Annotated in this window: 24 protein-coding genes; 10 read left to right on the plus strand and 14 right to left on the minus strand. The window is 73.6% G+C overall.

Annotation, left to right across the window (positions count from 1 at the left end; genetic code table 11):
- Positions 1-7 precede the first annotated feature (7 nt).
- Positions 8-901, minus strand: coding sequence for a transketolase family protein (locus tag ACFV61_RS02235; protein WP_380489590.1), 894 nt, complete (start codon positions 899-901; stop codon positions 8-10).
- Positions 902-1,007: 106 nt separating this feature from the next.
- On the minus strand, positions 1,008-1,721 hold the full coding sequence (locus tag ACFV61_RS02240) for a transketolase (RefSeq protein ID WP_380489592.1): 714 nt from the start codon (positions 1,719-1,721) through the stop codon (positions 1,008-1,010).
- Positions 1,722-1,778: 57 nt separating this feature from the next.
- Between ACFV61_RS02240 and soxR the strand changes: the two genes are divergently transcribed.
- Complete coding sequence (soxR, locus tag ACFV61_RS02245; RefSeq protein ID WP_363368653.1) at positions 1,779-2,318, plus strand: redox-sensitive transcriptional activator SoxR; 540 nt, start codon at positions 1,779-1,781, stop codon at positions 2,316-2,318.
- A 106-nt stretch (positions 2,319-2,424) separates the two neighbouring features.
- On the opposite strand, the gene ACFV61_RS02250 is transcribed toward soxR, so the two are convergent.
- Both ACFV61_RS02250 and ACFV61_RS02255 read right to left on the minus strand, forming a co-directional pair.
- Positions 2,425-2,946, minus strand: a complete 522-nt coding sequence (locus ACFV61_RS02250) for a GNAT family N-acetyltransferase (RefSeq protein ID WP_380489594.1) — start codon at positions 2,944-2,946, stop codon at positions 2,425-2,427.
- Between the two features lie 66 nt (positions 2,947-3,012).
- Positions 3,013-3,657 carry a formylglycine-generating enzyme family protein gene (locus tag ACFV61_RS02255; RefSeq protein WP_380489596.1) on the minus strand — a complete coding sequence of 215 codons (645 nt, stop codon included), beginning with the start codon at positions 3,655-3,657 and terminating at the stop codon, positions 3,013-3,015.
- Positions 3,658-3,733: 76 nt separating this feature from the next.
- Between ACFV61_RS02255 and ACFV61_RS02260 the strand changes: the two genes are divergently transcribed.
- Positions 3,734-4,378, plus strand: coding sequence for a CatB-related O-acetyltransferase (locus ACFV61_RS02260; protein WP_063347118.1), 645 nt, complete (start codon positions 3,734-3,736; stop codon positions 4,376-4,378).
- 95 nt (positions 4,379-4,473) lie between these two features.
- Positions 4,474-4,905 carry an SRPBCC family protein gene (locus tag ACFV61_RS02265; RefSeq protein ID WP_380424906.1) on the plus strand — a complete coding sequence of 144 codons (432 nt, stop codon included), beginning with the start codon at positions 4,474-4,476 and terminating at the stop codon, positions 4,903-4,905.
- 22 nt (positions 4,906-4,927) lie between these two features.
- Here ACFV61_RS02265 and ACFV61_RS02270 read toward each other — a convergent pair whose 3' ends face one another.
- From ACFV61_RS02270 to ACFV61_RS02280, 3 genes are all read right to left on the minus strand, one after another.
- Entirely contained in the window at positions 4,928-5,389 is a 462-nt protein-coding gene (locus ACFV61_RS02270) for a hypothetical protein (RefSeq protein ID WP_380480585.1), read from the minus strand.
- Positions 5,390-5,481: 92 nt separating this feature from the next.
- Positions 5,482-5,769 carry a hypothetical protein gene (locus tag ACFV61_RS02275; RefSeq protein WP_380489598.1) on the minus strand — a complete coding sequence of 96 codons (288 nt, stop codon included), beginning with the start codon at positions 5,767-5,769 and terminating at the stop codon, positions 5,482-5,484.
- A complete protein-coding gene (locus ACFV61_RS02280) occupies positions 5,766-6,215 on the minus strand; it encodes an ATP-binding protein (protein WP_380489600.1) in 450 nt (149 codons plus the stop codon). The genes ACFV61_RS02275 and ACFV61_RS02280 overlap by 4 nt, the downstream gene beginning before the upstream one ends.
- Before the next feature lie 319 nt (positions 6,216-6,534).
- Here ACFV61_RS02280 and ACFV61_RS02285 point away from each other — a divergent pair, with 319 nt between their 5' ends.
- The 3 genes from ACFV61_RS02285 to ACFV61_RS02295 all read left to right on the plus strand — a co-directional run bounded on the left by ACFV61_RS02285 (position 6,535) and on the right by ACFV61_RS02295 (position 9,028).
- Positions 6,535-7,380, plus strand: a complete 846-nt coding sequence (locus ACFV61_RS02285) for a helix-turn-helix transcriptional regulator (RefSeq protein ID WP_363368636.1) — start codon at positions 6,535-6,537, stop codon at positions 7,378-7,380.
- The gene (locus ACFV61_RS02290; protein WP_380372504.1) at positions 7,377-7,598 is read left to right on the plus strand and encodes a DUF397 domain-containing protein; all 222 of its coding nucleotides are present in this window, start codon (positions 7,377-7,379) and stop codon (positions 7,596-7,598) included. Before ACFV61_RS02285 ends, ACFV61_RS02290 begins: the two co-directional genes overlap by 4 nt.
- A gap of 170 nt (positions 7,599-7,768) precedes the next feature.
- Positions 7,769-9,028 carry an alpha/beta hydrolase gene (locus ACFV61_RS02295; RefSeq protein ID WP_380489603.1) on the plus strand — a complete coding sequence of 420 codons (1,260 nt, stop codon included), beginning with the start codon at positions 7,769-7,771 and terminating at the stop codon, positions 9,026-9,028.
- A 722-nt stretch (positions 9,029-9,750) separates the two neighbouring features.
- Here the strand turns inward: ACFV61_RS02295 and ACFV61_RS02300 are convergent.
- Both ACFV61_RS02300 and ACFV61_RS02305 read right to left on the minus strand, forming a co-directional pair.
- The gene (locus ACFV61_RS02300; RefSeq protein WP_380337910.1) at positions 9,751-10,305 is read right to left on the minus strand and encodes a hypothetical protein; all 555 of its coding nucleotides are present in this window, start codon (positions 10,303-10,305) and stop codon (positions 9,751-9,753) included.
- Positions 10,306-10,461: 156 nt separating this feature from the next.
- A complete protein-coding gene (locus tag ACFV61_RS02305) occupies positions 10,462-11,358 on the minus strand; it encodes a LysR family transcriptional regulator (protein ID WP_380489605.1) in 897 nt (298 codons plus the stop codon).
- A gap of 70 nt (positions 11,359-11,428) precedes the next feature.
- On the opposite strand from ACFV61_RS02305, the gene ACFV61_RS02310 reads away from it, so the two are divergent.
- The gene (locus tag ACFV61_RS02310; protein ID WP_380489607.1) at positions 11,429-12,214 is read left to right on the plus strand and encodes a hypothetical protein; all 786 of its coding nucleotides are present in this window, start codon (positions 11,429-11,431) and stop codon (positions 12,212-12,214) included.
- Complete coding sequence (locus ACFV61_RS02315) at positions 12,211-12,852, plus strand: HD domain-containing protein (RefSeq protein ID WP_063347128.1); 642 nt, start codon at positions 12,211-12,213, stop codon at positions 12,850-12,852. Before ACFV61_RS02310 ends, ACFV61_RS02315 begins: the two co-directional genes overlap by 4 nt.
- A gap of 59 nt (positions 12,853-12,911) precedes the next feature.
- Here the strand turns inward: ACFV61_RS02315 and ACFV61_RS02320 are convergent, their stop codons facing one another.
- The gene (locus tag ACFV61_RS02320) at positions 12,912-13,451 is read right to left on the minus strand and encodes a GNAT family N-acetyltransferase (RefSeq protein WP_380486528.1); all 540 of its coding nucleotides are present in this window, start codon (positions 13,449-13,451) and stop codon (positions 12,912-12,914) included.
- A 101-nt stretch (positions 13,452-13,552) separates the two neighbouring features.
- On the opposite strand from ACFV61_RS02320, the gene ACFV61_RS02325 reads away from it, so the two are divergent.
- Entirely contained in the window at positions 13,553-14,839 is a 1,287-nt protein-coding gene (locus ACFV61_RS02325; protein WP_380489609.1) for a sensor histidine kinase, read from the plus strand.
- 3 nt (positions 14,840-14,842) lie between these two features.
- On the opposite strand, the gene coaE is transcribed toward ACFV61_RS02325, so the two are convergent.
- Both coaE and ACFV61_RS02335 read right to left on the minus strand, forming a co-directional pair.
- The gene (gene coaE, locus ACFV61_RS02330; protein WP_063347131.1) at positions 14,843-15,445 is read right to left on the minus strand and encodes a dephospho-CoA kinase; all 603 of its coding nucleotides are present in this window, start codon (positions 15,443-15,445) and stop codon (positions 14,843-14,845) included.
- A gap of 54 nt (positions 15,446-15,499) precedes the next feature.
- On the minus strand, positions 15,500-16,141 hold the full coding sequence (locus ACFV61_RS02335) for an MBL fold metallo-hydrolase (RefSeq protein ID WP_380489611.1): 642 nt from the start codon (positions 16,139-16,141) through the stop codon (positions 15,500-15,502).
- A 62-nt stretch (positions 16,142-16,203) separates the two neighbouring features.
- Between ACFV61_RS02335 and ACFV61_RS02340 the strand changes: the two genes are divergently transcribed.
- The gene (locus tag ACFV61_RS02340) at positions 16,204-16,629 is read left to right on the plus strand and encodes a MarR family winged helix-turn-helix transcriptional regulator (RefSeq protein WP_380486521.1); all 426 of its coding nucleotides are present in this window, start codon (positions 16,204-16,206) and stop codon (positions 16,627-16,629) included.
- Here the strand turns inward: ACFV61_RS02340 and ACFV61_RS02345 are convergent.
- Both ACFV61_RS02345 and ACFV61_RS02350 read right to left on the minus strand, forming a co-directional pair.
- Positions 16,609-18,870 (minus strand): MMPL family transporter, encoded by a 2,262-nt coding sequence (locus ACFV61_RS02345; protein ID WP_380489614.1) that lies wholly within the window; start codon positions 18,868-18,870, stop codon positions 16,609-16,611. The genes ACFV61_RS02340 and ACFV61_RS02345 overlap by 21 nt on opposite strands.
- 230 nt (positions 18,871-19,100) lie before the next feature.
- Positions 19,101-19,982 carry a DUF3027 domain-containing protein gene (locus ACFV61_RS02350; protein WP_063348204.1) on the minus strand — a complete coding sequence of 294 codons (882 nt, stop codon included), beginning with the start codon at positions 19,980-19,982 and terminating at the stop codon, positions 19,101-19,103.
- Positions 19,983-20,454: the final 472 nt, after the last annotated feature.

Below are 20,454 nucleotides of genomic sequence, written 5' to 3' on the forward strand. Positions count from 1 at the left end.
ACGCGCGTCACCAGAGGAAGGTGCCGATCCGCTCCCGCAGCGAGGCCGCGTCCAAGCCGTAGGCGCTCAGGTGCTCCGCGATCGAGCCGTAGTGCCGGTGCTCCTCGCGCGGCACGCCCAGGCCCAGCACCCGGTGCGGGCGGTCGGCCAGGGCGGCGTGCGCCTCGTTCGCCGAGGTGCCCGCCAGGTACGGCTCCACCAGCACCACGTCCGCCCGCTCCCCCGCCGCCGCCCGCAGCCCGGCCGCGTCGAAGGGGCGCACCGTCGCCGCGTACAGCACGGTGGCGTCCAGGCCCTCGGTGGCCGCGAGCACCGCGTCCAGCATCGGCCCGACCGCGAGGACCACGCCGCGCGAGCCCTGCCGCACAGTGGTGAACCGGCCCGCCTCGACCGGCAGGGCCTGCGCGTTCTGGTGCGCCGAGAGGCGGACGTAGACGTTGCGGTCGCCGTCCGCGACGGCGTGGCGCAGCAACTGCTCGGCCTCGTCCGGGTGGCCCGGCACGTGGACCGTCCAGTCCGGCAGGGTGTCCAGCAGGGCGACGTCACCCGGGGACATGTGGGTGCGGCCGCCGGCCGGCCAGTCGTAGGAGCCGGCCGCGCTCACCAGGACGGCGCCGACGCCCTGGTGGACGAGGTCCAACTTGACCTGCTCAAAAGGCCGTTCGATCAGGAAGCTGGCGAAGGTGTGGGCGATCGGACGCATCCCGGTCAGCGCCAGGCCGCCGGCCGCGCCGATCAACAGTTGCTCGCGGATGCCGACGTTGACCACCCGGTCCGGGTGGCGCTGCTGGGCCGGGGCGAAGGCGGCCGCGGTGATGTCGGCGAGCACCACGGCCAGCCGGGGGTCCTCGTCCAGCAGGCGGCTGGTGACGTCGATGAAGCGGTCGCGCATGGTGTCCATCGGTGAAGTGCCTTTCGGTTCGTGCTGGTTGGCGCGTGCGTGCTGGCTTGGCGCTTGCGTGAGGGCTCGCGGGCCCAGGAGGCCTCGGGCTCAGGAGGTCTCGGGCTCAGGAGTCCTTGGGCTCGACCCGGGCGACCACCACGTGCGGGCGGCCCGGGTGCTCGGCGGTGTAGGCGCGGTACAGCGCCTCGTGGTCGCGGCCGTCCACCGTCGCGGTGGACCAGCCCTCGGCCGCGAACCGGGCCGCGATGCCGCCGTGCCAGCCGTGCGTGGCCGAGGAGTTGTCGATCACCACCACGTGCAGCCGCTCCAGCCCGTACGCACCGGCGAAGGCCACCGCCTCGTGGTTGGAGCCCTCGTCGAACTCGGCGTCGCCGACCAGCACCCACACCGCCGGGTCGGTCAGGCCCTGCGCCCGCAACCCGAGCACCATGCCGACGCCCAGCGGCAGGCCGTGCCCGAGCGAGCCGGAGGCGATCTCCACCCCGGGGACGAGCATCCGGTCCGGGTGGTGGCCGAGCGGAGAGTCGTAACCGCCGAAGCTCGGCAGCACCCCGGGGTCGATGAAGCCCTTGGCCGCGAGCACCGCGTAGTACGCCATCGGGCCGTGGCCCTTGGAGAGCAGGAAGCGGTCCCGGTCCTGCGCCCCGGCCCGCTCCGGGCTCACCCGCAGGACCCGGTCGTAGAGCACCCAGAGCGCGTCCAGGGTGGAGGTGGCGGCCGGGCCGTGCTTCTCGTCGCCGGTCATCAGGCCCATCAGCGCCGACAGGTCCTCGAAACGGGTGGTTTCCGCGAGGTCCGCGGTTGCGTTCGTCGTCATGACCACGATGGTGCAACTTAAAGTCGACTTGAGGTCAAGCGGCTAGAGTGGGTGCCCATGACCGCGACCCCGGACCACGGCCGAGCACCCGGCCCGCACCGCGACGACCTGCTCACCATCGGCCAACTCGGCCACCGCAGCGGCCTCGCCGCCTCCGCCCTGCGCTACTACGAGAGCCTCGGCCTCATCCACGCCACCCGCACCGCCGGCGGCCAGCGCCGCTACCCCCGCGGCACGCTGCGCCGGATCGCCTTCGTCCGCGCCGCCCAGCGCGTCGGCCTCTCCCTCGACGAGGCCCGCGTCGCCCTCGACCGGCTCCCCGAGCGCCCCGCCCCCAGCGGCGCCGAGTGGGACCGGGTCGCCGAATCCTGGCAGAGCCGCATCGACGAGCAGATCGCCGAGCTCCAGCGCCTCAAGGCCAAGCTGACCGGCTGCATCGGCTGCGGCTGCCTCTCCCTCTCCCGCTGCTCCCTCTACAACGCCGCCGACCGCGCCGCCGACACCGGCCCCGGCGCCCGCTACCTGCTCACCCGCGACCCGGCCGGCGGCCCGGAACCCCTCTCCCCCGCCGCCACCGACGCCTGCGGGCCCCACTGAACCGCTCCGGCGCGGGGCGCTTCCCTCATCCCGACCCACCTCGGCGGGAGTTGAAGCCCTCCGCGCGGACGCTGGACGCCCTCGCGGAGGAGTGGTTCGGGATCGCCTAGGTCCGGTCGGAAAGCGGCCGGGGGTCGGTGCGCAGCAGGCTGTAGCGGACCACGTCACGCCACTGGCCGTCCCGGAAGCCCATGCTGCGCTGGACGCCCTCACGGACGAAGCCGCACTTCTCCAGCGCGCGCTGCTCGGCGAGGTTGGTGTCCTCGGTGTCCGCCTCCAGCCGCATCACCACGGTGTGGGCGAACAGGTAGTCCACCAGCAGTTGTTGGGCCCGCGTGCCGATGCCCCGGCCGCGCGCCTCCGGGCGGATCATGATGCCGAGGTTCCAGTACGGCGCCAAGTCCGGCCGGCCGACCTGTCGCCAGGCGACGAACCCGGCGAACTCGCCCCCCACGAGCACCGCGAGCATCGACTGCTCGGGCGCCAGCAGGCCGTTCTCCGCCCAGAGGCGCCGGGTCCGCCCGGGGTCGCGCCACCCGAACCACTGGAACGGGCCCGACGCCCTGGGGTCGTTCAGCAGTGCTTCGAGCGGGGCGAGGTCGGCTTCGCCGATCGGTCTGAGGGACACCGGTGCATCGTTCATGCAGGGCCCAACGGTCCGTGACCGGGCCCGGGTTCCCCGCGGCGCGCGCCTTCAGGCGGTGATCGACCGGGCGAGCCGGAAGCCGACGTCGTCGATCCGCAGGGTGGGGTGGCTGCGGCGGCGGACGGAGGCGCGGCAGCTCCAGTGCTCGTCGAACCAGCCGCCGCCGCGCAACACGCGGTAGCCGCCGTACACCTCGGCGTCGTACACGTCCCAGCACCACTCCCACACGTTGCCGAGCAGGTCGTACAGGCCGAAGCCGTTGGGGCGCAGGCCGCCCACCGGGTGCGGGCGCTCGTCCGAGTTGCCGCGGTGCCACGCGATCTCGTCGAGCGGCCCGTAGCGGGGGCCGTCCGTTCCGGCGCGGCAGGCGTGCTCCCACTCGGCCTCGGTGGGCAGCCGGTAGCCGTCGGCGGCGCGGTCCCAGGTGACGGACTCGCCGTCGAGCCGGTAGGCCGGCGCCAGCCCGTCCCGCCGGGACAGGTCGTTGCAGTAGCGGACGGCGTCGTACCAGGAGACGCTGTCGGCGGGGAGCCGGTCGCCGGCCCCGGCGCCGTACTGCTCGCGGGTGACGGGACAGGCCGCCAGCTCGTAGGGGGCGAGCTCGACGGTCCAGCTCCGCTGCGTACGGCGGTCCGACAGCGTGACACGGCCGGGCGGGACGGCGATCAGGTCGGTTCGGGTGCTCGCATCCATGGGCCGCGATCCTAGCCCGTGGGATGATCAATGTCCTTTCCGCTCTTCACACCTGACGATCAGGAGTGGCACCGCCATGAGTTCCGTCCCGCCGGACCCTTCGACTCTCCACCCGGTGGCCGGGCAGCCGCGCGTGGTGCTCCTCAAGCCGTTGGTGACGTCCCCGCTGATCGACGTCGGCGACTACTCCTACTACGACGACCCGGACGACGCGACCGCGTTCGAGACGCGCAACGTGCTCTACCACTACGGCCCGGAGCGGCTGGTCATCGGGAAGTTCTGCGCGCTGGGTACGGGGGTCCGGTTCATCATGAACGGGGCGAACCACCGCATGGACGGCCCCTCGACCTTCCCGTTCCCCATCATGGGCGGAAGCTGGGCCGAGCACTTCGACCTGGTCACCGGCCTCGCCGGCCGCGGGGACACGGTGGTCGGCAACGACGTCTGGATCGGCTACGGCGCCATGGTGATGCCCGGCGTGCGCATCGGCCACGGCGCGATCATCGCCTCCGGCGCCGTCGTCGTCGACGACGTCCCCGACTACGGGATCGTCGGCGGCAACCCGGCCAAGCTCATCCGCACCCGCTACGCCGAGGCGGACATCGCCCGCCTGCTCGCCCTCGCCTGGTGGGACTGGCCGACGGACCACCTCACCCGCCACCTGCGCACCGTCATGTCCGGCACCGTCGACGACCTCGAAGCGGCCGCGCCGGGACGGTGACGCCCTGGCGCTCGCCGCCGGGCCCCCTGGCGCCCGCCACGCGCCGGCCCGAGGATGGTGTCCGTCCGTACGAAGGCCGGCGAAAGGCGACGACGATGGCGGGTACGAAGGTCAGTACGGTCGTGGAGGCTCCGGCCGAACAGGTGTGGGAGCTGCTGGGGGACTTCCACAACCTCGGCGGCTGGCACCCGGGCCTGCCGGCCAGCAGCCTCGGCAACGAGCTGACGGGCAACGCGATCGGGTCGGTCCGGGTGTTCGAGATCGACGGCGCTGCGCTGCGCGAGACGCTGCTCGCCTACGACGAGGACGCCCGCAGCTACACCTACAGCTTCCCCGAAGGGGCGTTCGAGCTGTACGGCTACCGGGCGACGCTGCGGGTCACCCCGGTCACCGCGCTCGACGCCAGCTTCGTGGAGTGGGGCGCCACGTACGACGTCGAGGCCGAGCACCGCAAGGACTCCGCCGACCGCCTCCACGGGGTGTTCACGGCCGGCCTGGCGGCCCTGCGCGAGCGGTTCGCCGGCTGACGACGGCGGGCCGTCCGGGAGTTCAGCGCCCCATCACCGCGTAGAGCGCGACCAGCGACCAGCCCAGCAGCGACAGCACCCCCACGGTCCACCCGAGGACGGCCGCCGTCTGGCCGTACTCGGGGCCGCGGGCGCGCTGGAACGCGGCCACCAGCGCGGGGATCGCGGCGACCGGCAGGAACAGGAAGGCCGCCAGCATGAGCCACGCGCCGAACCCGATCACGAACCAGATGCCCACGAACAGCAGCGGCACCGAGGCGACCGCCACCACCGCGCCCGCCGCCGCACAGGCGGTCCGGAACGGGCCGAGCTCCCGGTAGCACACCGGCACGGCGGCGGCCGCAGCGCTGACCAGCGCGATCACGTGCAGGAACGAGAACGGGCCGCCCAGGCCGAACGCCACCGCCACGAGCGCCAGCGGGAGCAGACACACCGCGGCCGCCAGCCCCGCCAGCACCCTCGCACTCCCCGGCACCACGGCCACGGCTCCCCCTTGCGCCCACTTATTTGAACGCGTTCAAAGCTAGCACGCACCACGCCGGGAGGAGCGACAGGGCCGGCCCGGCGCGCGACGGCTCACCATTCGCCTCCGGAGGGCGTCCAGCCGAGACGCAGGTGGTGGAGGGAGCCGGGGAGGACGACAGGGAGGTCGAGCGGGCCCGCACTGGCGAGGTGACCGGCGACGAAGCGGTCGGCGGACGGGCCGGTGAGGTAGCGCTCGAACCAGAGCCACTGGGGGCGGCTCATGGGCTGGAACTGGAGGGAACGCCAGAGGGCGTCGAGCGCCTTGGGGAGGAGGGCGTAGATCGTCGGCGGCATCAGACCGCCGGTGATCTCGGCGGTGACCAGGCGGTCCTCGTTCACGCCACACGCTCCACGGGGGCGGAGGAGGCGGCGGCGGAACCGATCTCCGACCACACGATCTTGCCGATGGGCACGCGCGGGCAGCAACCCCAGCGCTCGGACAGGAGCTTGACGAGGAGAAGGCCCCGCCCGGACTCGTCTTCGGCGGACGCAGGGCGAAGGAGCGGCGCGCGGTCACGGCGCGCGTCGTGCACCTCGATGCGCAGTCGCGAGGGGATGAGGGAGAGGGAGAGCCACAGCCGGTTGCCGATCGGAGTGCCATGCACGACGGCATTGGTGACGAGCTCGGAGACCACCAACAGCCCGGAGTCCGCGAAGAGTTCACCGGAGGGGGTCGAGTCGAGGAGCCGCAAGAGCACCTGCCGGGCCTTCGCCGGCGACCGCCGACTGCGCAGCAGCCAGCAGCTGGACACGAACTCGGGGGGATTGTCAGGCGATTCGAACATGGCGAAGCCACCTTCGGGAGCGAGTGGAGAAGATCCAAGGCCGAGCTGCCGACTCGGCGGGCTTCCACGACCAGCGCAGCACCCAGCACGAGGCGCCGGAATGCGCGCCCACCGACCTGCACAGGTGTTCACAGTCAGCTAGCACTCCGTTACTCAAAGCATGATGCACGCCACATCGGAAGCGCAAGGCAAGTCGAGCAAATATGAAAACTTTCACCTTGAACGGCAAGGCGTCGCCCTTAGACTCCCCGAAGGTGGTGGCGAAGCATCACATACGCCGTGCACACTGGTTCTTGGAAGCTTTGAAGGGGTCACATAGATGGCGGTCGCAGTACCAGCCGTGCGATACCGGCGCATCGCAGCCGAGCTCAGGCGACTTCGCGAGCTCAAGAACCTGTCGGCCGAAGAGGTGGCGGCCCAGGTCGACGGCGTCAACCTGGTGAAGCTCAGCAGATACGAGAACGCCCGCGTCCAGCTCAAGCCGGACGTCGTCCGCGCGCTGCTCGACTTCTACGAGTGCGACGAGGAGCTCAAAGAGGTCCTCGTCGAGATCCTTCGAGACAAGCGGCGTCCCGGCTGGATCGCGGGCTACGAGCAGTTGAACCCGCTCTACACGGATCTGATCCGCCTCGAAGAAACCGCAGTGGGTAACAAGTCATATCAGTCTGCCTACATCCCTGGCCTGCTCCAGACGCGCCAGTACGCTCACGCCATCATCTCCAGCGGCGTCATAGAGAAGCCCAGCGTCGAAGAGCGAGTCGAAGTCCGGATCAACAGGCAGTCCGTCCTGACTCGATCCGAGAACCCGCTGAAGCTATGGGCCGTGATCCACGAGTCGGCCCTGACCATGAGCGCCGCACCAGGCGTGATGGCTGACCAGCTGGACAAGCTGCTGCAGTTCAGCCGGCTCCCCAACATCAGGATCCAGGTCATGCCGGCCATGGCTCCGCCGCACCCCGGCATGACCGGGCCGTTCGCACTCCTGGAGTTTCGGCAACGCGATCTCGACCTGGTTCTGCTCAGCGGAATGCTCAGCAGCGACTGGGTCGAGGACCCGGACCAAGTCGATGTCTATCGAGCGGCGTTCGACGAAATCATGGCAACCGCCTTGGCCCTCGACGAGTCGCGTAGCCTCATCACACAGAAGAGAGACATGCTCAAGTGACCCACTTCCCTGTCGCCTCCGCACTCCCCGTCCAGTGGAGGAAGGCAAGCGCCAGTAACCCGAACGACGACTGCGTCGAAGTCGCCGACGGCTTCACCGGCGTCGTCCCGGTCCGCGACAGCAAGGACCCGCACGGCCCGGCCCTCAGCTTCAGCCCCGAGGCCTGGCAGTCCTTCATCGCCGCCGTCCAGGCGGGCGAGCTCCCGGCAGCTCGCTAGCCTCAACTGTCCTGGGCGGCCCCATGCCGAGCACGGGGCCGCCCCCGGATTGACGTCCACACCCGGTCCACGACACCGTTCCAAGTGCATCGACTCGCGCTCCCAGCCTTCTTCCAGCGGCCTGCCAGCCTCTCATCGACTTCTCATCCGGCACCCCTAGCCTCCGCCAGATGAACGTCTCCCTGCTCGGCGGCTGGTTCCCCTGGGCCGCCCAGGCCGTGGCCCTCGCCCTGTTCCTGGCCGCGCTCGGCTGGCGGGACCGGGCCTGGCGGCTGAAGTGGGGCCCGGTCGCCCTCGGGACGGCGCTGCTGCTCACCGCCCTCGCCGCCGTCGGGGTGCTCACGCTCGCCGGGATCACCGATCCGATCCCGTTCGGGGTGTGGCTGTGGGGCGGGGTCGCGGTCGCGGCGGTCAGCGCGCTCGGGTTCGGCTGGCGGGGCGCCCGCTGGTGGCGCCGGGCGCTCGCGCCGCCGGCCGCGCTGCTCGCCCTGTTCTGCGCCGCCAACAGCGTGAACATCGCCACCGGCTACTACCCGACCCTCGACGACGCGATCGGCGAACTGAGCGGGCAGCCGCTGCCGGAGCAGATCACGCTCGCCGAACTCGGCTCCCTGCACGGGAAGACGAAGACCGGCCGCATCGTCCAGGTGGACATCCCGAGCACGGCCAGCGGCTTCACCCACCGCCAGGAGCTCGTCTACCTGCCGCCCGCGTGGTTCCGCAGCCAGAACCGGCCGAAGCTGCCGGCGCTGGAGCTGATCGGCGGCGAGTTCGCCGCGCCCGACAACTGGATCCGCTCCGGCAACGCCGTGAGGACCGCGGACGACTTCGCCGCGAAGCACAACGGTTTCGCGCCGATCCTCGTCTTCGTCGACGCGACCGGCGGCTTCCGGGTCGACACCGAGTGCGTCGACGGCCCGCACGGCAACTCCGAGAGCCACCTGCTCAAGGACGTCCCGCCGTTCGTCCAGAAGACCTTCAACGCCGCCACCGACCCGCACAAGTGGGGCGTGGCCGGCTGGTCCATGGGCGGCACCTGCGCCGTCGGCCTCACCGTCGAACACCCCAACGTCTTCACCCACTTCGGCGACTTCTCCGGCGACAAGGGCCCCTCCACCGGCGACAAGGACCACACCGTCCAGGAGCTGTACGGCGGCGACGCGGCCGCCTGGGCCGCCCACGACCCGCTGACCGTCCTCGCCCACCACCCCAAGTACCAGGGCGTCTCCGGCTACTTCGGGCAGGGCGACGAGGAGCACGGCCAGATCGAGTCCGCCAGGGCCCTCAACGACGCCGCCCGGAAGGACGGCATCCGCACCACCACCGCCGTCGGCTCCGGCAAGCACACCTGGCAGACCGGCGCCGCCACCTTCGCCCAGGCCCTCCCCTGGCTCGCCCAGCAGCTCGGCGTCCCCGGCACCCACGCCTGATCCGCCACCGGTCCGGGGGCGCACCGTGCCGGGCCGGGCCAGGCGGGCCGCCCGGCGGGAGGGCGGCGGATCCGGTCGGGGGAAAGCCTTGGCATCAGTCGTCCGCCGCGACCGGCCGCGGGCCCGCACGGGCGGGTCGGCCGGGGCTGCGGCCGACCGGCAAACCCCCGCCCGACAGGGGGAATCCGCGACCGCGCGCCGTCCCGCCGACCGGTCGGGCGCCGAGGGCCCGCCATACCTTCCGACACGCCCGCACACACGTTCACCACCAACGCCCCCGCAGCGGCCGGGGAAGGCGGCCTACCCGCCGGTATCCCGCTTTGCTCCCGGCGGCCCGGTGGCATAAGTTTCGACCGCCGTCGACGCAGCCGACCCCGACCGCCCCTCGGAACAGAGGAGCGCAGCGGGCCGGCGGCCGGGCGGCAGAACGTACGGGGGAAGGGAACAGCCATGCCGAGTGCCGGCATCCGCGAGGCGACCGGGCAACGGGAACGGGCGGACGGCGCCGCGCACACACGGCCCGGGACCACCGCGGGCCCGGCCCCGGGCCACTCGGCCCGCTCGGGCCGCTGACCCGGCGCCACGCCCCGACCACCACCACAGAACCACCACAGACGGCCCCGCGCACCGCCGAGGCGGCGCACGGGGCGGACGGCAGGTCGGCCCGTCCGGCACAGGGGACCGGACGGACCGACCGCCGCACCAGCACAAAAACCAAAGGGTCAGAGGCCGAGGCTGCTGAGCGCGGTGGTCCAGTCGGTCACGATGGCGCTGCGGGCGTCGTCGAGGCCGACCGTGCCCTTGCAGACCGCGTTCTTCAGCTTGGTCTCGACGCCGTCCTTGCCGGTCGCGGTCTGGCTGCCGTAGCGGGGCTCGGGCCAGAGGTTGCGCGGGTCGCGCGGGGCGCCGCCGAGCTCCAGCGGGACGAAGTGGTCCTCCTCGTAGTCGGACAGGTTGGTGTCCGCGTAGCCGTACTGCGCGATCTGCTGCGCCTTCAGCGCGTTGGTGTAGCTGGTCGGCGGGCGGACGGTGGAGGTCCAGCCGGAGACGCAGATGGTCTGGCCGATGGTGGCCTGGGTGACGTCCGGGTTGTAGGCGCCCGGCGTGCAGGACGGGTCGGGCAGCGGCAGGTAGGCCTGCGAACAACTCGCCGCGAGCGGACGGATCTTGACGGGTGAGCCCTTCGCGGGGGCGGCCTGCGCGGTGCCGGCCGCGAGCCCGGCGGCGGCGAGGACGGCCGCCGCGGCGACGACGGTGAGACGCTGACGGAGCATCATGTGGGGAGATCTCCTAGGCCTTGCCCGGCCTCTCGCCGGACGACTGTGCCCATGACAGCACCACCCATGCGACCACCGTCAGTCCCAGGACGTGAACGACCGGTGATCGCGCCTCCACAAACACCGCGGGCGCCCGGCGCGATCCGGGGAGCGGGCTCAGGGCGTGCCCGACAGCAGCCGCGCCAGCAGCGCGGCCGGCCCCTCCGGCAGGCTGCCGTGCACCAGTTCGGTGCGGTGCACCAGCCGCGGGGCGGCGATCGGCACGGACGCGACGCCGGGCGCCCCGGCGAGGACGGACGCCGGGAGGAGGCTGAGCCCGTGTCCGGTGGCGACCAGGGCGAGCAGCCCGTGCACGTCGGTGCCCCGGTAGCGGGTGGCGGGGCGGAAGCCGTCGACGCCGGCGGCGGCGCGCAGCCGGGCGGCGGTCGGGGTGAGGTCGGGGGCGTCGAGCCAGCGGGCGGCGGAGAGGTCGGCGAGCGCGACGCCGGTGCGGCCCGCGAGGGGGTGGCCGGCCGGGAGGGCGACGGCGACGGGCTGCTCGTCGACGGCGACGGTGGTGAGCGGGCCGACGTCGGGCAGCGGCAGCGGGTCGCTGGGGGCGGCGAGGCCGTCGATCAGGGCGAGGTCGACCTCGCCGGTGGCGACCTGGGCGGGCAGCGCGTCCTGGGCGAGGACCCGGACGACGAGGTCGGCCGCCGGGTGGGCCCGGCGCACCTCGCCGAGTGCGCGCCCCAGGGTCGCTCCGACTGCCAGCGGGGTGGCGCCGAGCACCAGCCGGGCGCTCGGGGCGCCGGCCAGGCGTGCGACATCGGCGCGCGCCGCCGCCAGTCGGACCAGCAGGGGCGCCGCGTGCTCCAGCAGCCGCAGGCCGGCCTCGGTCGGGCCGACCGGGCGGCGGCTGAGCAGGCCGGTCCCGAGGTCGGCCTCCAGGGCGGCGATCTGCTGGGAGACCGCGGACTGGGTGTAGCCGAGTTCCCGCGCGGCCTCGGAGAAGGAGCCGAGGCGGGTGACGGTGACGAAGGTGCGCAGCTGCTGCGGATCCACGGCAGTCATCAACTCTTCTGATCGAGGGGTAAGAAATCATCGTTGGCGCTGATCTCGGGTGCGGGGTCAGGATAGTCCCATGACCTACCTCACCCCGCGGATCGCCCTGGTCGGCGACCGCTCCCCCGCCGTCCGCTCGCACGCCCGCATCCCCGGCCTGCTCGACGCCCTCGCCGAGCGCGAGCAGCTCGTCCTGGACGCCTACTGGATCCCCACCGAGGACGCCGGGGCGCCCGGCGCCCTGGACGGCTTCGACGCCGTCTGGCTGCTCCCCGGCAGCCCCTACCGCAGCGAGGCGGGCGCGCTGGCCGCCGTCCGGACCGCCCGCGAGCGCGGCATCCCCTTCCTCGGCACCTGCGCCGGGTTCCAGCACGCGGTGCTGGAGTACGCCCGCAACGTCTGCGGCCTCGGCGGGGCCGTCCACGGCGAGGAGCACCCGGAGCGGGACGAGCAGGTGATCGTGCCGCTGGCCTGCTCCCTGGTCGGCCACGAGGGGGAGGTCGCGATCACCCCCGGCACGCTCGCCGAGCGCGTCCTCGGCACCACCCGCACCCTGGAGCGTTACCACTGCGCGTACGGCCTCAACGCCGACTACCTGGACCGGCTGCGCGCGCACGGGCTGCGGTTCAGCGGCGCGGACGGCGCGGGCGAGGTGCGCGTCCTGGAACTGCCGGACCACCCGTTCTTCCTCGCCTCGCTGTTCCAGCCGGAGCTGTCCGGCGACGGCACCCGGGCGCACGCCATGATCCGCGCGCTGGCCGGCGCCGCCGTCGCCCACGCGGCGGGCTCGCCGACCCCTGCCGACCGAACCGCCACCATCCCGGGCACCGACCCGGGCACCACCACTCTGGAGGCCACCGCATGACCGCCACCGAGATCGCCGGAGTCCGGATCCCCGACAGCCGCCTCGCCACCGAGGCCACCGAGCTGGTCCGGGACGCCACCACCGAGCTGCTGTACCACCACTCCCGCCGGGTCTACCTGTTCGGCGCCCTCCAGGGCCGCCGCCGGGGGCTCGACTTCGATCTCGAACTGCTGTACCTGGCCGCGATGTTCCACGATCTCGGCCTGGGCCCCGAGCACCACGCCTCCGGTCGGCGCTTCGAGGTGGACGGCGCCGAGGCCGCCGCCGCGTTCCTGCGCGGGCACGGGGTGGACGAGCGGCGGGTGCGCCTGGTGTGGGAGGCGATCGCCCTGCACACCACGCCCGGCATCCCGGAGTTCCTGGAGCCGGAGATCGCGCTGACCACCGCCGGGGTGGAGCTGGACGTGCTCGGCATCGGGTACGCAGACCTCGCCGCCGCCGACCGGGACGCGGTGGTCGCCGCCCATCCGCGCCCGGACTTCAAGCGCGGCATCCTGCGCGCCTTCCACGACGGCGTCGCGCCCAAGCCGGAGACCGCCTTCGGCAACGTCAAGGCGGACGTCCTCGCCCACTTCGACCCGGACTTCGAGCGGACCGACTTCGTCGCCGTGATCGAGAACTCCGCCTGGCCGGAGTGACCCCGCCCGGCCCCGCGCCCGCCCAACCCCCGCCCCCACTCCCACCCCCACAGGGCACGTCACATCGGCAGCGAGCGCAACCGCACCGGCCCCTCCGGCCACCCGGCGCCCTCCGCCAGCGGCGCCCACATGGTGCGCAGCGGCATCACCGCCAGCCGCCCCTCGGGCTGCTCCACCGTCACCTCCTCCGCGACCTCGCGGAATCCGAGCCCCCGGTAGAACGTGGCCAGCGGCGGGCGGCAGAACAGCAGCGCGTGCCGGTGGCCGAGGGTGCGGGCGTGGCCGAGGGCGGCCCGGACCAAGGCCTGCGCGAGGCCGGCGCCGCGCCGGTCGGGGGCGACGGCGACGCCGCCGACGCCGACCGCCGTCAGGTCGGTGCCGCCGACGGTGAGCGGGAGCGGCAGCAGCCCGGTGTGCGCGACGAGCCGGCCGTCGGCGGCCCGGACGCCGAAGTGGATGTCCTTGGGCAGCCAGGCCAGTCCGGTGTAGGCGACGCCGTACGGGTCGTCGCCGGGGCCGAGGATCTCGTCCTGGTCGGCGCGGGTGTACTGCGGCAGCCGGACGACGGTCGGCGGCTCGGGAGAGAAACGATCATCCATCCGACCATGATCCCTTCCGGGGAAGGCGAATTCCAGGCTGTTCCCGGCCACTGCGGCCCGCTCGCCACCCCGGGCCGGACGGGGTGTGCGAGCATGCCCCCATGCGCCAGCCCACCCAGCAGCGGCCCCGACTCCGGCGCCCCACCGGCCGGTTGGACCCCACCCGTCACCAGCACCACCCGTCCACCGACCAGCCCCACGCCGCCCACCACACCGACGCCGCCGACCAGTTGGACTCCGCCCTCGCCGCGGTGCCGCTGCCGGGCCCGCCGCTTCGCCTGCCCGGCCCGGTCGTCGCACTCGGGCCGACCGGCCTGGTGCTGCTGGTGCTCGTCCCGCTCGCCGCGGGCGACCCCGACATCGGGCCGACCACCTCGGCGCCGGTCAACGCGGGCCTGGTGGCGGCCGGCGCGCTCGCCCTCGCCGTCCGCCGTCGGTACCCGGCGGCCGTCGCCGCCGTCACCCTGCTGGGCGGCCAACTCCCGCTCGCCGTCGCCCTCTACGGGCTGGCCACACGGCGCGGCGCCACCCGGGTGCTGGCCGTCCTGGCCGCGCTGGCCGGGGTGCGCCTGCTCGTCCCCATGGACCTCGGGGACGTCAGCAGCCTCTCCGCCCTCGCCAACCTGGCCGAGGACCCGCTGGTCTTCGGCGCAGTCCCGCTCGCGCTCGGCCTCACCGCCCACCAGCGCGCCCGCGCCGTCGCCGCGCTCGCCGAACGCAACCGACTGCTGGAGGCGGCCCGCCGGTACGCCGAGGAGCGCGCCGCCGCCGCCGAACGCGCCCGGCTCGCCCGGGAGATGCACGACGTCGTCTCCAACCGCGTCTCCCTCATCACCCTGCACGCCGGCGCCTGCCAGGTCGCGGCCGCCGACGACCCGACGGCCGTCCGGGAGACCCTCGGCCTGATCCGCGCCCTCGGCCTCCAGGCCCTCACCGAACTGCGCGGCCTGCTCGGCGTCCTCACCCCGGCCTCCGACCAGGGCCCCTCACTGCACGGACTGCCCGCCCTGGTCGAGGAGTCCCGCCAGGCCGGACTCGCCGTCGACCTCACCCTCACCGGCCCCGCCGAAGGACTGCCCGCCCCCGGACCGGCCGTGCAGTACGCCACCTACCGGATCGTCCAGGAAGCCCTGACCAACGCCCACAAGCACGCCCCGGCCGCCGAGGTCGCCGTCACCGTCGAGGTCCACCCGGACGGGCTGCGCCTGGACATCGTCAACTCCCCCGCCACGGCAGCCGACCCGGACGGGCCTCAACTGCCCTCCGGCGGCCACGGCCTGGACGGCATGCGCACCCGCGCCGACGACCTCGGCGGCACCCTGCACGCCGGCCCCACCACCGAGGGCGGCTTCGCCGTCCGGGCCCGCCTACCGCTGACCGCCGCCTGAACCTCAGGCAGCGGCGACGCGCTTCACCAGCTCCGCCCACACCTCGTCGACCCGGGGCGCGAGCGCCTCCAGCGGCCCGCCGTTGTCGATCACCACGTCGGCGATCGCCAGCCGGTCCGCCCGCGAGGCCTGGGCGGCCATCCGGGCCCGGGCCTCCTCCTCGGCCATCCCGCGCAGCCGCACCAGCCGCTCCACCCGCACGTCGTCGGCCGCGTCGACCACCACGACCAGGTCGTACAGCGGGGCGAGGCCGTTCTCCGCGAGCAGCGGCACGTCGTGCACCACCACCGCGTCGGGCGCGGCCGCGGCCTCCAGTTCGGCGGACCGGGCGCGCACCAGCGGGTGGACGATCGCGTTCAGCGCCTGGAGCCGCGCCGGGTCGGCGAACACGATCGCGCCGAGGGCCGGGCGGTCGAGCGCACCGTCCTCGCGCAGCACCTGCGGCCCGAACTCGGCGGCCACGGCGGCCAGACCGTCCGTCCCGGGCGCGACCACCTCGCGGGCGATCACGTCGGAGTCCACGATCACCGCGCCGTGGGCGGCGAGGAGCCGGGACACCTCGCTCTTGCCGGCGCCGATGCCACCCGTCAGTCCGATCTTCAGCATGGCGTCAGGCTACCGGCGCCCGGACCGCCGACGCCATGGACCGGCCACCCGTCGTCAGCCCAGCTCCAGGCTCTCGCCCTCCCCCAGCACGGTCAGCTCCGCGCCGGTGCCCGGCCCGTCGGGCCCGAGCAGCCGGGTGGCGATCATGTGCCCGATCGGGCTGAGGGTCGCCTCGTGCACCGGCACCGCCACGCGCGGGGCCGCCTCCCGGACGTAGTCGACGACCTCACCGGCCTTGCTCCACGGCGCCGCGAGCGGCAGCAGCAGGGTGTCCACCGCGTGCGGCGGCACGGTGAAGGCGTCGCCGGGGTGGAACAGCCGGCCGTCGAAGAGGAAGCCGATGTTCTTCACCTGCGGGATGTCCCGGTGGATGACCGCGTGCCATTCGCCGTGCACGCTCACCCCGACCCCGCCGACCTCGAAGGCGTCGCCCTCGCCGACCACGGCGACGCGCTGCGCCACGCCGTCCAGTTGGGCGGCCACCGCGCTGTTGGTCCACACCAGCAGGGCCGGGTCGGCCTCCAGGGCGGCGCGCAGCCGGGCCTCCTCGAAGTGGTCCATGTGCTCGTGGGTGATCAGGACGGCGTCGGCCCCGGTCAGCGCGGCGGGGTCGGTGAACGCCCCGGGGTCGACGACGACGGTCGTCCCGTCGTGCTCCAGGCGTACGCAGGCGTGTCCGAACTTGGTGATCCTCATGCGGCCGACCATACAGCAGGACTGCACAGTTTTGCTGTGGAGATTCCCGGTAGGCTTCTCCCATGAACAGTCCGGCTCCCGAAACCCTCGAACTCGCCGCCGAGCTGCGCGCCGCCATCGGCGACCTGGTCCGCTCCCTGCGCCCGGGCGACGAGCTGCCGCAGAACCAGGCCGGCGTCCTCGGCGTCCTCGTCCGCGACGAACGCGCCTGCACCGTCGCCGAACTCGCCGAGCACCAGCGCGTCCGCCACCAGTCGATGGCCCGCACCGTCGCCCTGCTGACCGAGGCCGGGCTCGTCACCCAGCAGCCCCACCCCACCGACGGCCGGAAACTGCTGGTCACCGCGACCGGAGCGGGCCGCGCCGCCCTGCTGGAGCAGCGCGCCCGCCGGGAGGAGCGGATCGCCACCGCCATCGAGGCCCGCCTCACCCCCGAGGAGCGGCTGGCCCTGAGGGCGGGCGTCGACCTACTGCGCCGACTGCGCTGAGCCCACCAGGTCCCTGGCCTCCGGCCGCGGGGCCGGGACGGCCGCCTCGCCGACGGACGCCTCGCCCACGGCCGCCTCGCCCACGGCCGCCTCGCCGACGGTCGGCAGTTCGACGTGCTCGCTCAGCCCGAAGCGCCGGTGCAGGCGCCGCAGCGGGGCGGGCGCCCACCAGTTGAACTCGCCGAACAGGCTCATCGCGGCGGGCACCAGCAGGCAGCGCACCAGGGTGGCGTCCACGGCGACGGCGACGGCCAACGCGATGCCCATCTGCTTGACCATGAGCATGTCCCCGAGGGCGAACCCGGCGAACACGATCACCATCAGCAGCGCCGCCGAGGTGATGATCCGGCCACTTCGCTGGACCCCGAGCTCCACCGCCCGGGTGCAGCTGTGCCCCTTGTCCCGCAGTTCCTTGATCCGGGCGAGCAGGAACACCTCGTAGTCCATGGACAGCCCGAACGCGAAGGCGAAGACCAGCACCGGGATGAAGGTCTCCAGCCCGCCGGTGGGGCTGAAGCCGAGCAGCCCGCTGAAGTAGCCGTCCTGGAACACCAGGGTGAGCGCGCCGAGCGAGGCGCCCAGCGACAGCAGGTTCATCAGCAGCGCCTTGACCGGCATCACCACCGAGCCGGTCATCAGGAAGAGCAGCACCAGTGTGCCGACCGCGACCAGTCCGAGCGCCCAGGGGCCCCGCGACATCAGCTCGTCCTTGAAGTCGACGACCGAGGCCGCGCCGCCGGTGACGTAGGTCTTCAGCCCGCCGCGGTCGTCCCGCAGTTCCTGGACGACCTGCTTGGCCTGGTGGCCCTGCGGGTCGCCGTGGACGAGCACGTCGACGGTGGACACCGAGTCGCTCACCGGGTTCACCGCCCGCACCCCGGCGACCCCGGGCAGCTTGGCGACGACGTCGTCCGCGTACGCCTGGGCGACGGGCGCGCCGCCCTCGACGACGACGGTGATCGGCGCGGCCGCGGCCTGCGGGAAGCGCTGGTCGACGGCGTCGGCGACCTGCCGCCCGGCCGAGGAGGCGGGCAGCACGGCGGCGCCGGAGTTGCGCATGTCGGCGTGCAGGAAGGGCGCGCCGGCGGCCATCAGCAGGGCGACGCAGGCGAGCGCGACCGGCACCGCCCGCTTGCCGACCCGGCGGACGGTCCGGCTGAAGAAGCCCTCGTCGGGGACGGGCGCGGCGGGCGCCTTGATCCGGGAGCCGGCGAAGCCGAGCAGCGCGGGGATCAGGGTCAGCGCGGCGGCGACCGCGATCACCACCACGCTCACCCCGGCGGCGGCGACCGCGCCGAGCACCGGGCTGGTGAAGACGAACAGGCCGGAGAGCGCGACGGCGACGGTGAGGCCGGAGAAGGCGACGGTGCGCCCGGCGGTCGCGGCGGTGCGTTCGACGGCGGCGGCGATGCCCGCGCCGTGCCCGCGTTCCTCCCGGAAGCGGTTCACCATGAGCAGCGCGTAGTCGATCGAGAGTCCGAGCCCGAGCACGGTGGCGATCGGCAGCACGCTGGTGTCGATGTCCATGATCCGGCTGAAACCGAACATGGCCAGCAGCGCGCCGCCCACCGAGGCGACCGCGCCGATCACCGGCAGGCTGGCCGCGGCGAGGCCGCCGAAGACCAGCACCATGACGACCAGGGTGAGCGGCAGCGTCACCATCTCGCCGAAGCGGGTGTCCTGTTCGGTCTGCTTCTTGACCTCGTCCTGGAGCACCAGGTCCCCGCCGACGGTGACGTGGGCGCCGGCCTCGCCGTTCAGGGCGGCGAGGCGCTGGGTGACGGCGTCGGTCTGGGCGGAGGTGCTGGTGTCGGCCATCCGTACGGTGACCAGGCTCGCGGTGCCGTCGGCGGAGCGCAGTGCGGCGGGCGCCGGGCCGGCGCCGTAGGCGTCGAGCGCGGAGGAGACGCCGGGGAGGGCGGCGAGGTCGGCGGTGGCCTTGGTGACGGCGGCCCGTACGGCCGGGTCGTCGACCGGTTTCCCGTCCACTACGGCGGTGACGGTGCCGCGGGCCGGGTCGGTCGCGGCGACCACCGCGCTGCCCCGGTCGGCTTCGGCGGTGGCGGAGGAGGCGCCGGCCACCGTTCCTTCGAAGACCCGGCCGCCGATCAGCACGCCCACGACCAGGACGACGGCCCAGAGGCCGAGCACCCAGCGGCGGTGGCGGAAGCAGAACCGGCCGAGGGCGGCGAGCCGCCCGGGGACCGCGGGGTCGCCGGCAGCGGTGGGAGCGTTGCGCATGAAGGAGGCCTTTCGGGCAGCTCCCCTCAATGTAGGTGCAACCCGGTGTTCGACCTATAGACGGACAATGAGCCACATCTCACATAATTCCTTCACATAAACCACAAATAAGTGAAGGCGAAAAACGAAAGAACGTGAAGCAAAAGGCCCCGGCCAAAGGCGAAAAAAGAAAATGGGGGGCGCCCCCCACGGTGTGGGGGGGGGGGGGCCGCGAGCGAGGACAGGTCCGGTCAGGAGTGCCCGAGCTCCTCCGCCGGGGCGTCCGGCTCGACCGAGCCGGAGGTGCGGTCCGGGTGCAGCTGCATCGGCTCGACCACCAGCTCGTCCAGGATCAGCTCGGACGGCGCCGGCGGGGCCGGGATGACGGCCGCCTCGGAGTGCCCGCCGCAGCCGTACGCGAAGGAGACGATCTGCCCGTCCGCCGGCCCGAACTCGTTGCCGCACACGCCGAAGGCCTGTCCGAGCGAGCCGCCGATCGGGATCAGGAAGCCGCAGCTGCCGCACGCGGCGGGCGCGGCCTGCGCCATCGGCGTCTGCGAGCCGTGCGCCTTCTCCCAGCGGTCGGCGGCCAGGTGCAGGCCGAGCCGGGAGAGCACCCGGCTGCGGCCCATGCCGAGCTCCTCGGCGACGGCGTTGATCCGGGCCCGGGCCGGGGCGGGCTGGATGCCCGGGTCGGTGACGACCACGTCCTCCTCGGCCGCGAGGGCGACCGCGGAGTTCGGGGCCGGCTCGTCCTCGCCGCTCCAGCCGGGTTCCAGGCGCGCGTCGTCGGCGTCGGTGGGCAGCAGGTCGCCCGGGCCCATGTCACCGGGGCGCAGCCGCTCGCTCCACGGCACCCACTGGGGGGCGAGGACGGCGTCGGCGCCGGGCAGCAGGACGACCTCGTCGAGGGTGACGTTCTTCGCGCGCGGGGCACGGGCGACGGTGACCGCCCAGTGCCAGCCACGGTAGGCGGCGTCCAGGCACTCGAAGGTGTGGGTGACGACGCGGTCGGCGTCCGCCTGGGCGCCGAGATGTGGTCCGACGGTCTCCGGGCCGACGGCCTCCTCGGCCGCCTTCCGGGCGAGTTCGACGGCCTCGGCACAGAGCCGATCGGGGGTACGGCTTCGCATCGCAGCACTCACGGCGTCGATTCTCTCCCAGTTCTTCTGTCGCCCACGGCGTGTTGCCTGTTCCGTCGCGGCTCGATAGTCCCTTGTCCATTCTGCGCGACCAGAGGCCGCCGCGGATACCGGCCGCGCCGCTCGTCCGGGCCTGCCGGCGCCCCGGCGCTCGGCGCGCGGCCCTTGGGCAGGCTACCCGCCGGTCGGCGCCCCAGCACAGTCCGGGGCGGTGGCGGCCGTTCCGGGGCCGCGCCGAGGGGGGTGGATTCCCGCGTCACTGCGGCGATTCTGGGGCAGGATGGGCATGTGGCGGACGAGGACCCGTCGCAGCACGCACTGCACGCCTCGCAGGCCGGCAGCCCCGACCAGGCGGACGCCGTGCCGCGACAGCAGTCTCCGGCCCCCACTGCGGGCGAACCGCAGCCGGGGGGCGATTTCGAGTCGCCCGCCGCCCCCGTGAGCCTCGTCAAGACCGGCGCCG

Source organism: Kitasatospora sp. NPDC059817, from assembly GCF_042731835.1.
Taxonomy (GTDB): domain Bacteria; phylum Actinomycetota; class Actinomycetes; order Streptomycetales; family Streptomycetaceae; genus Kitasatospora.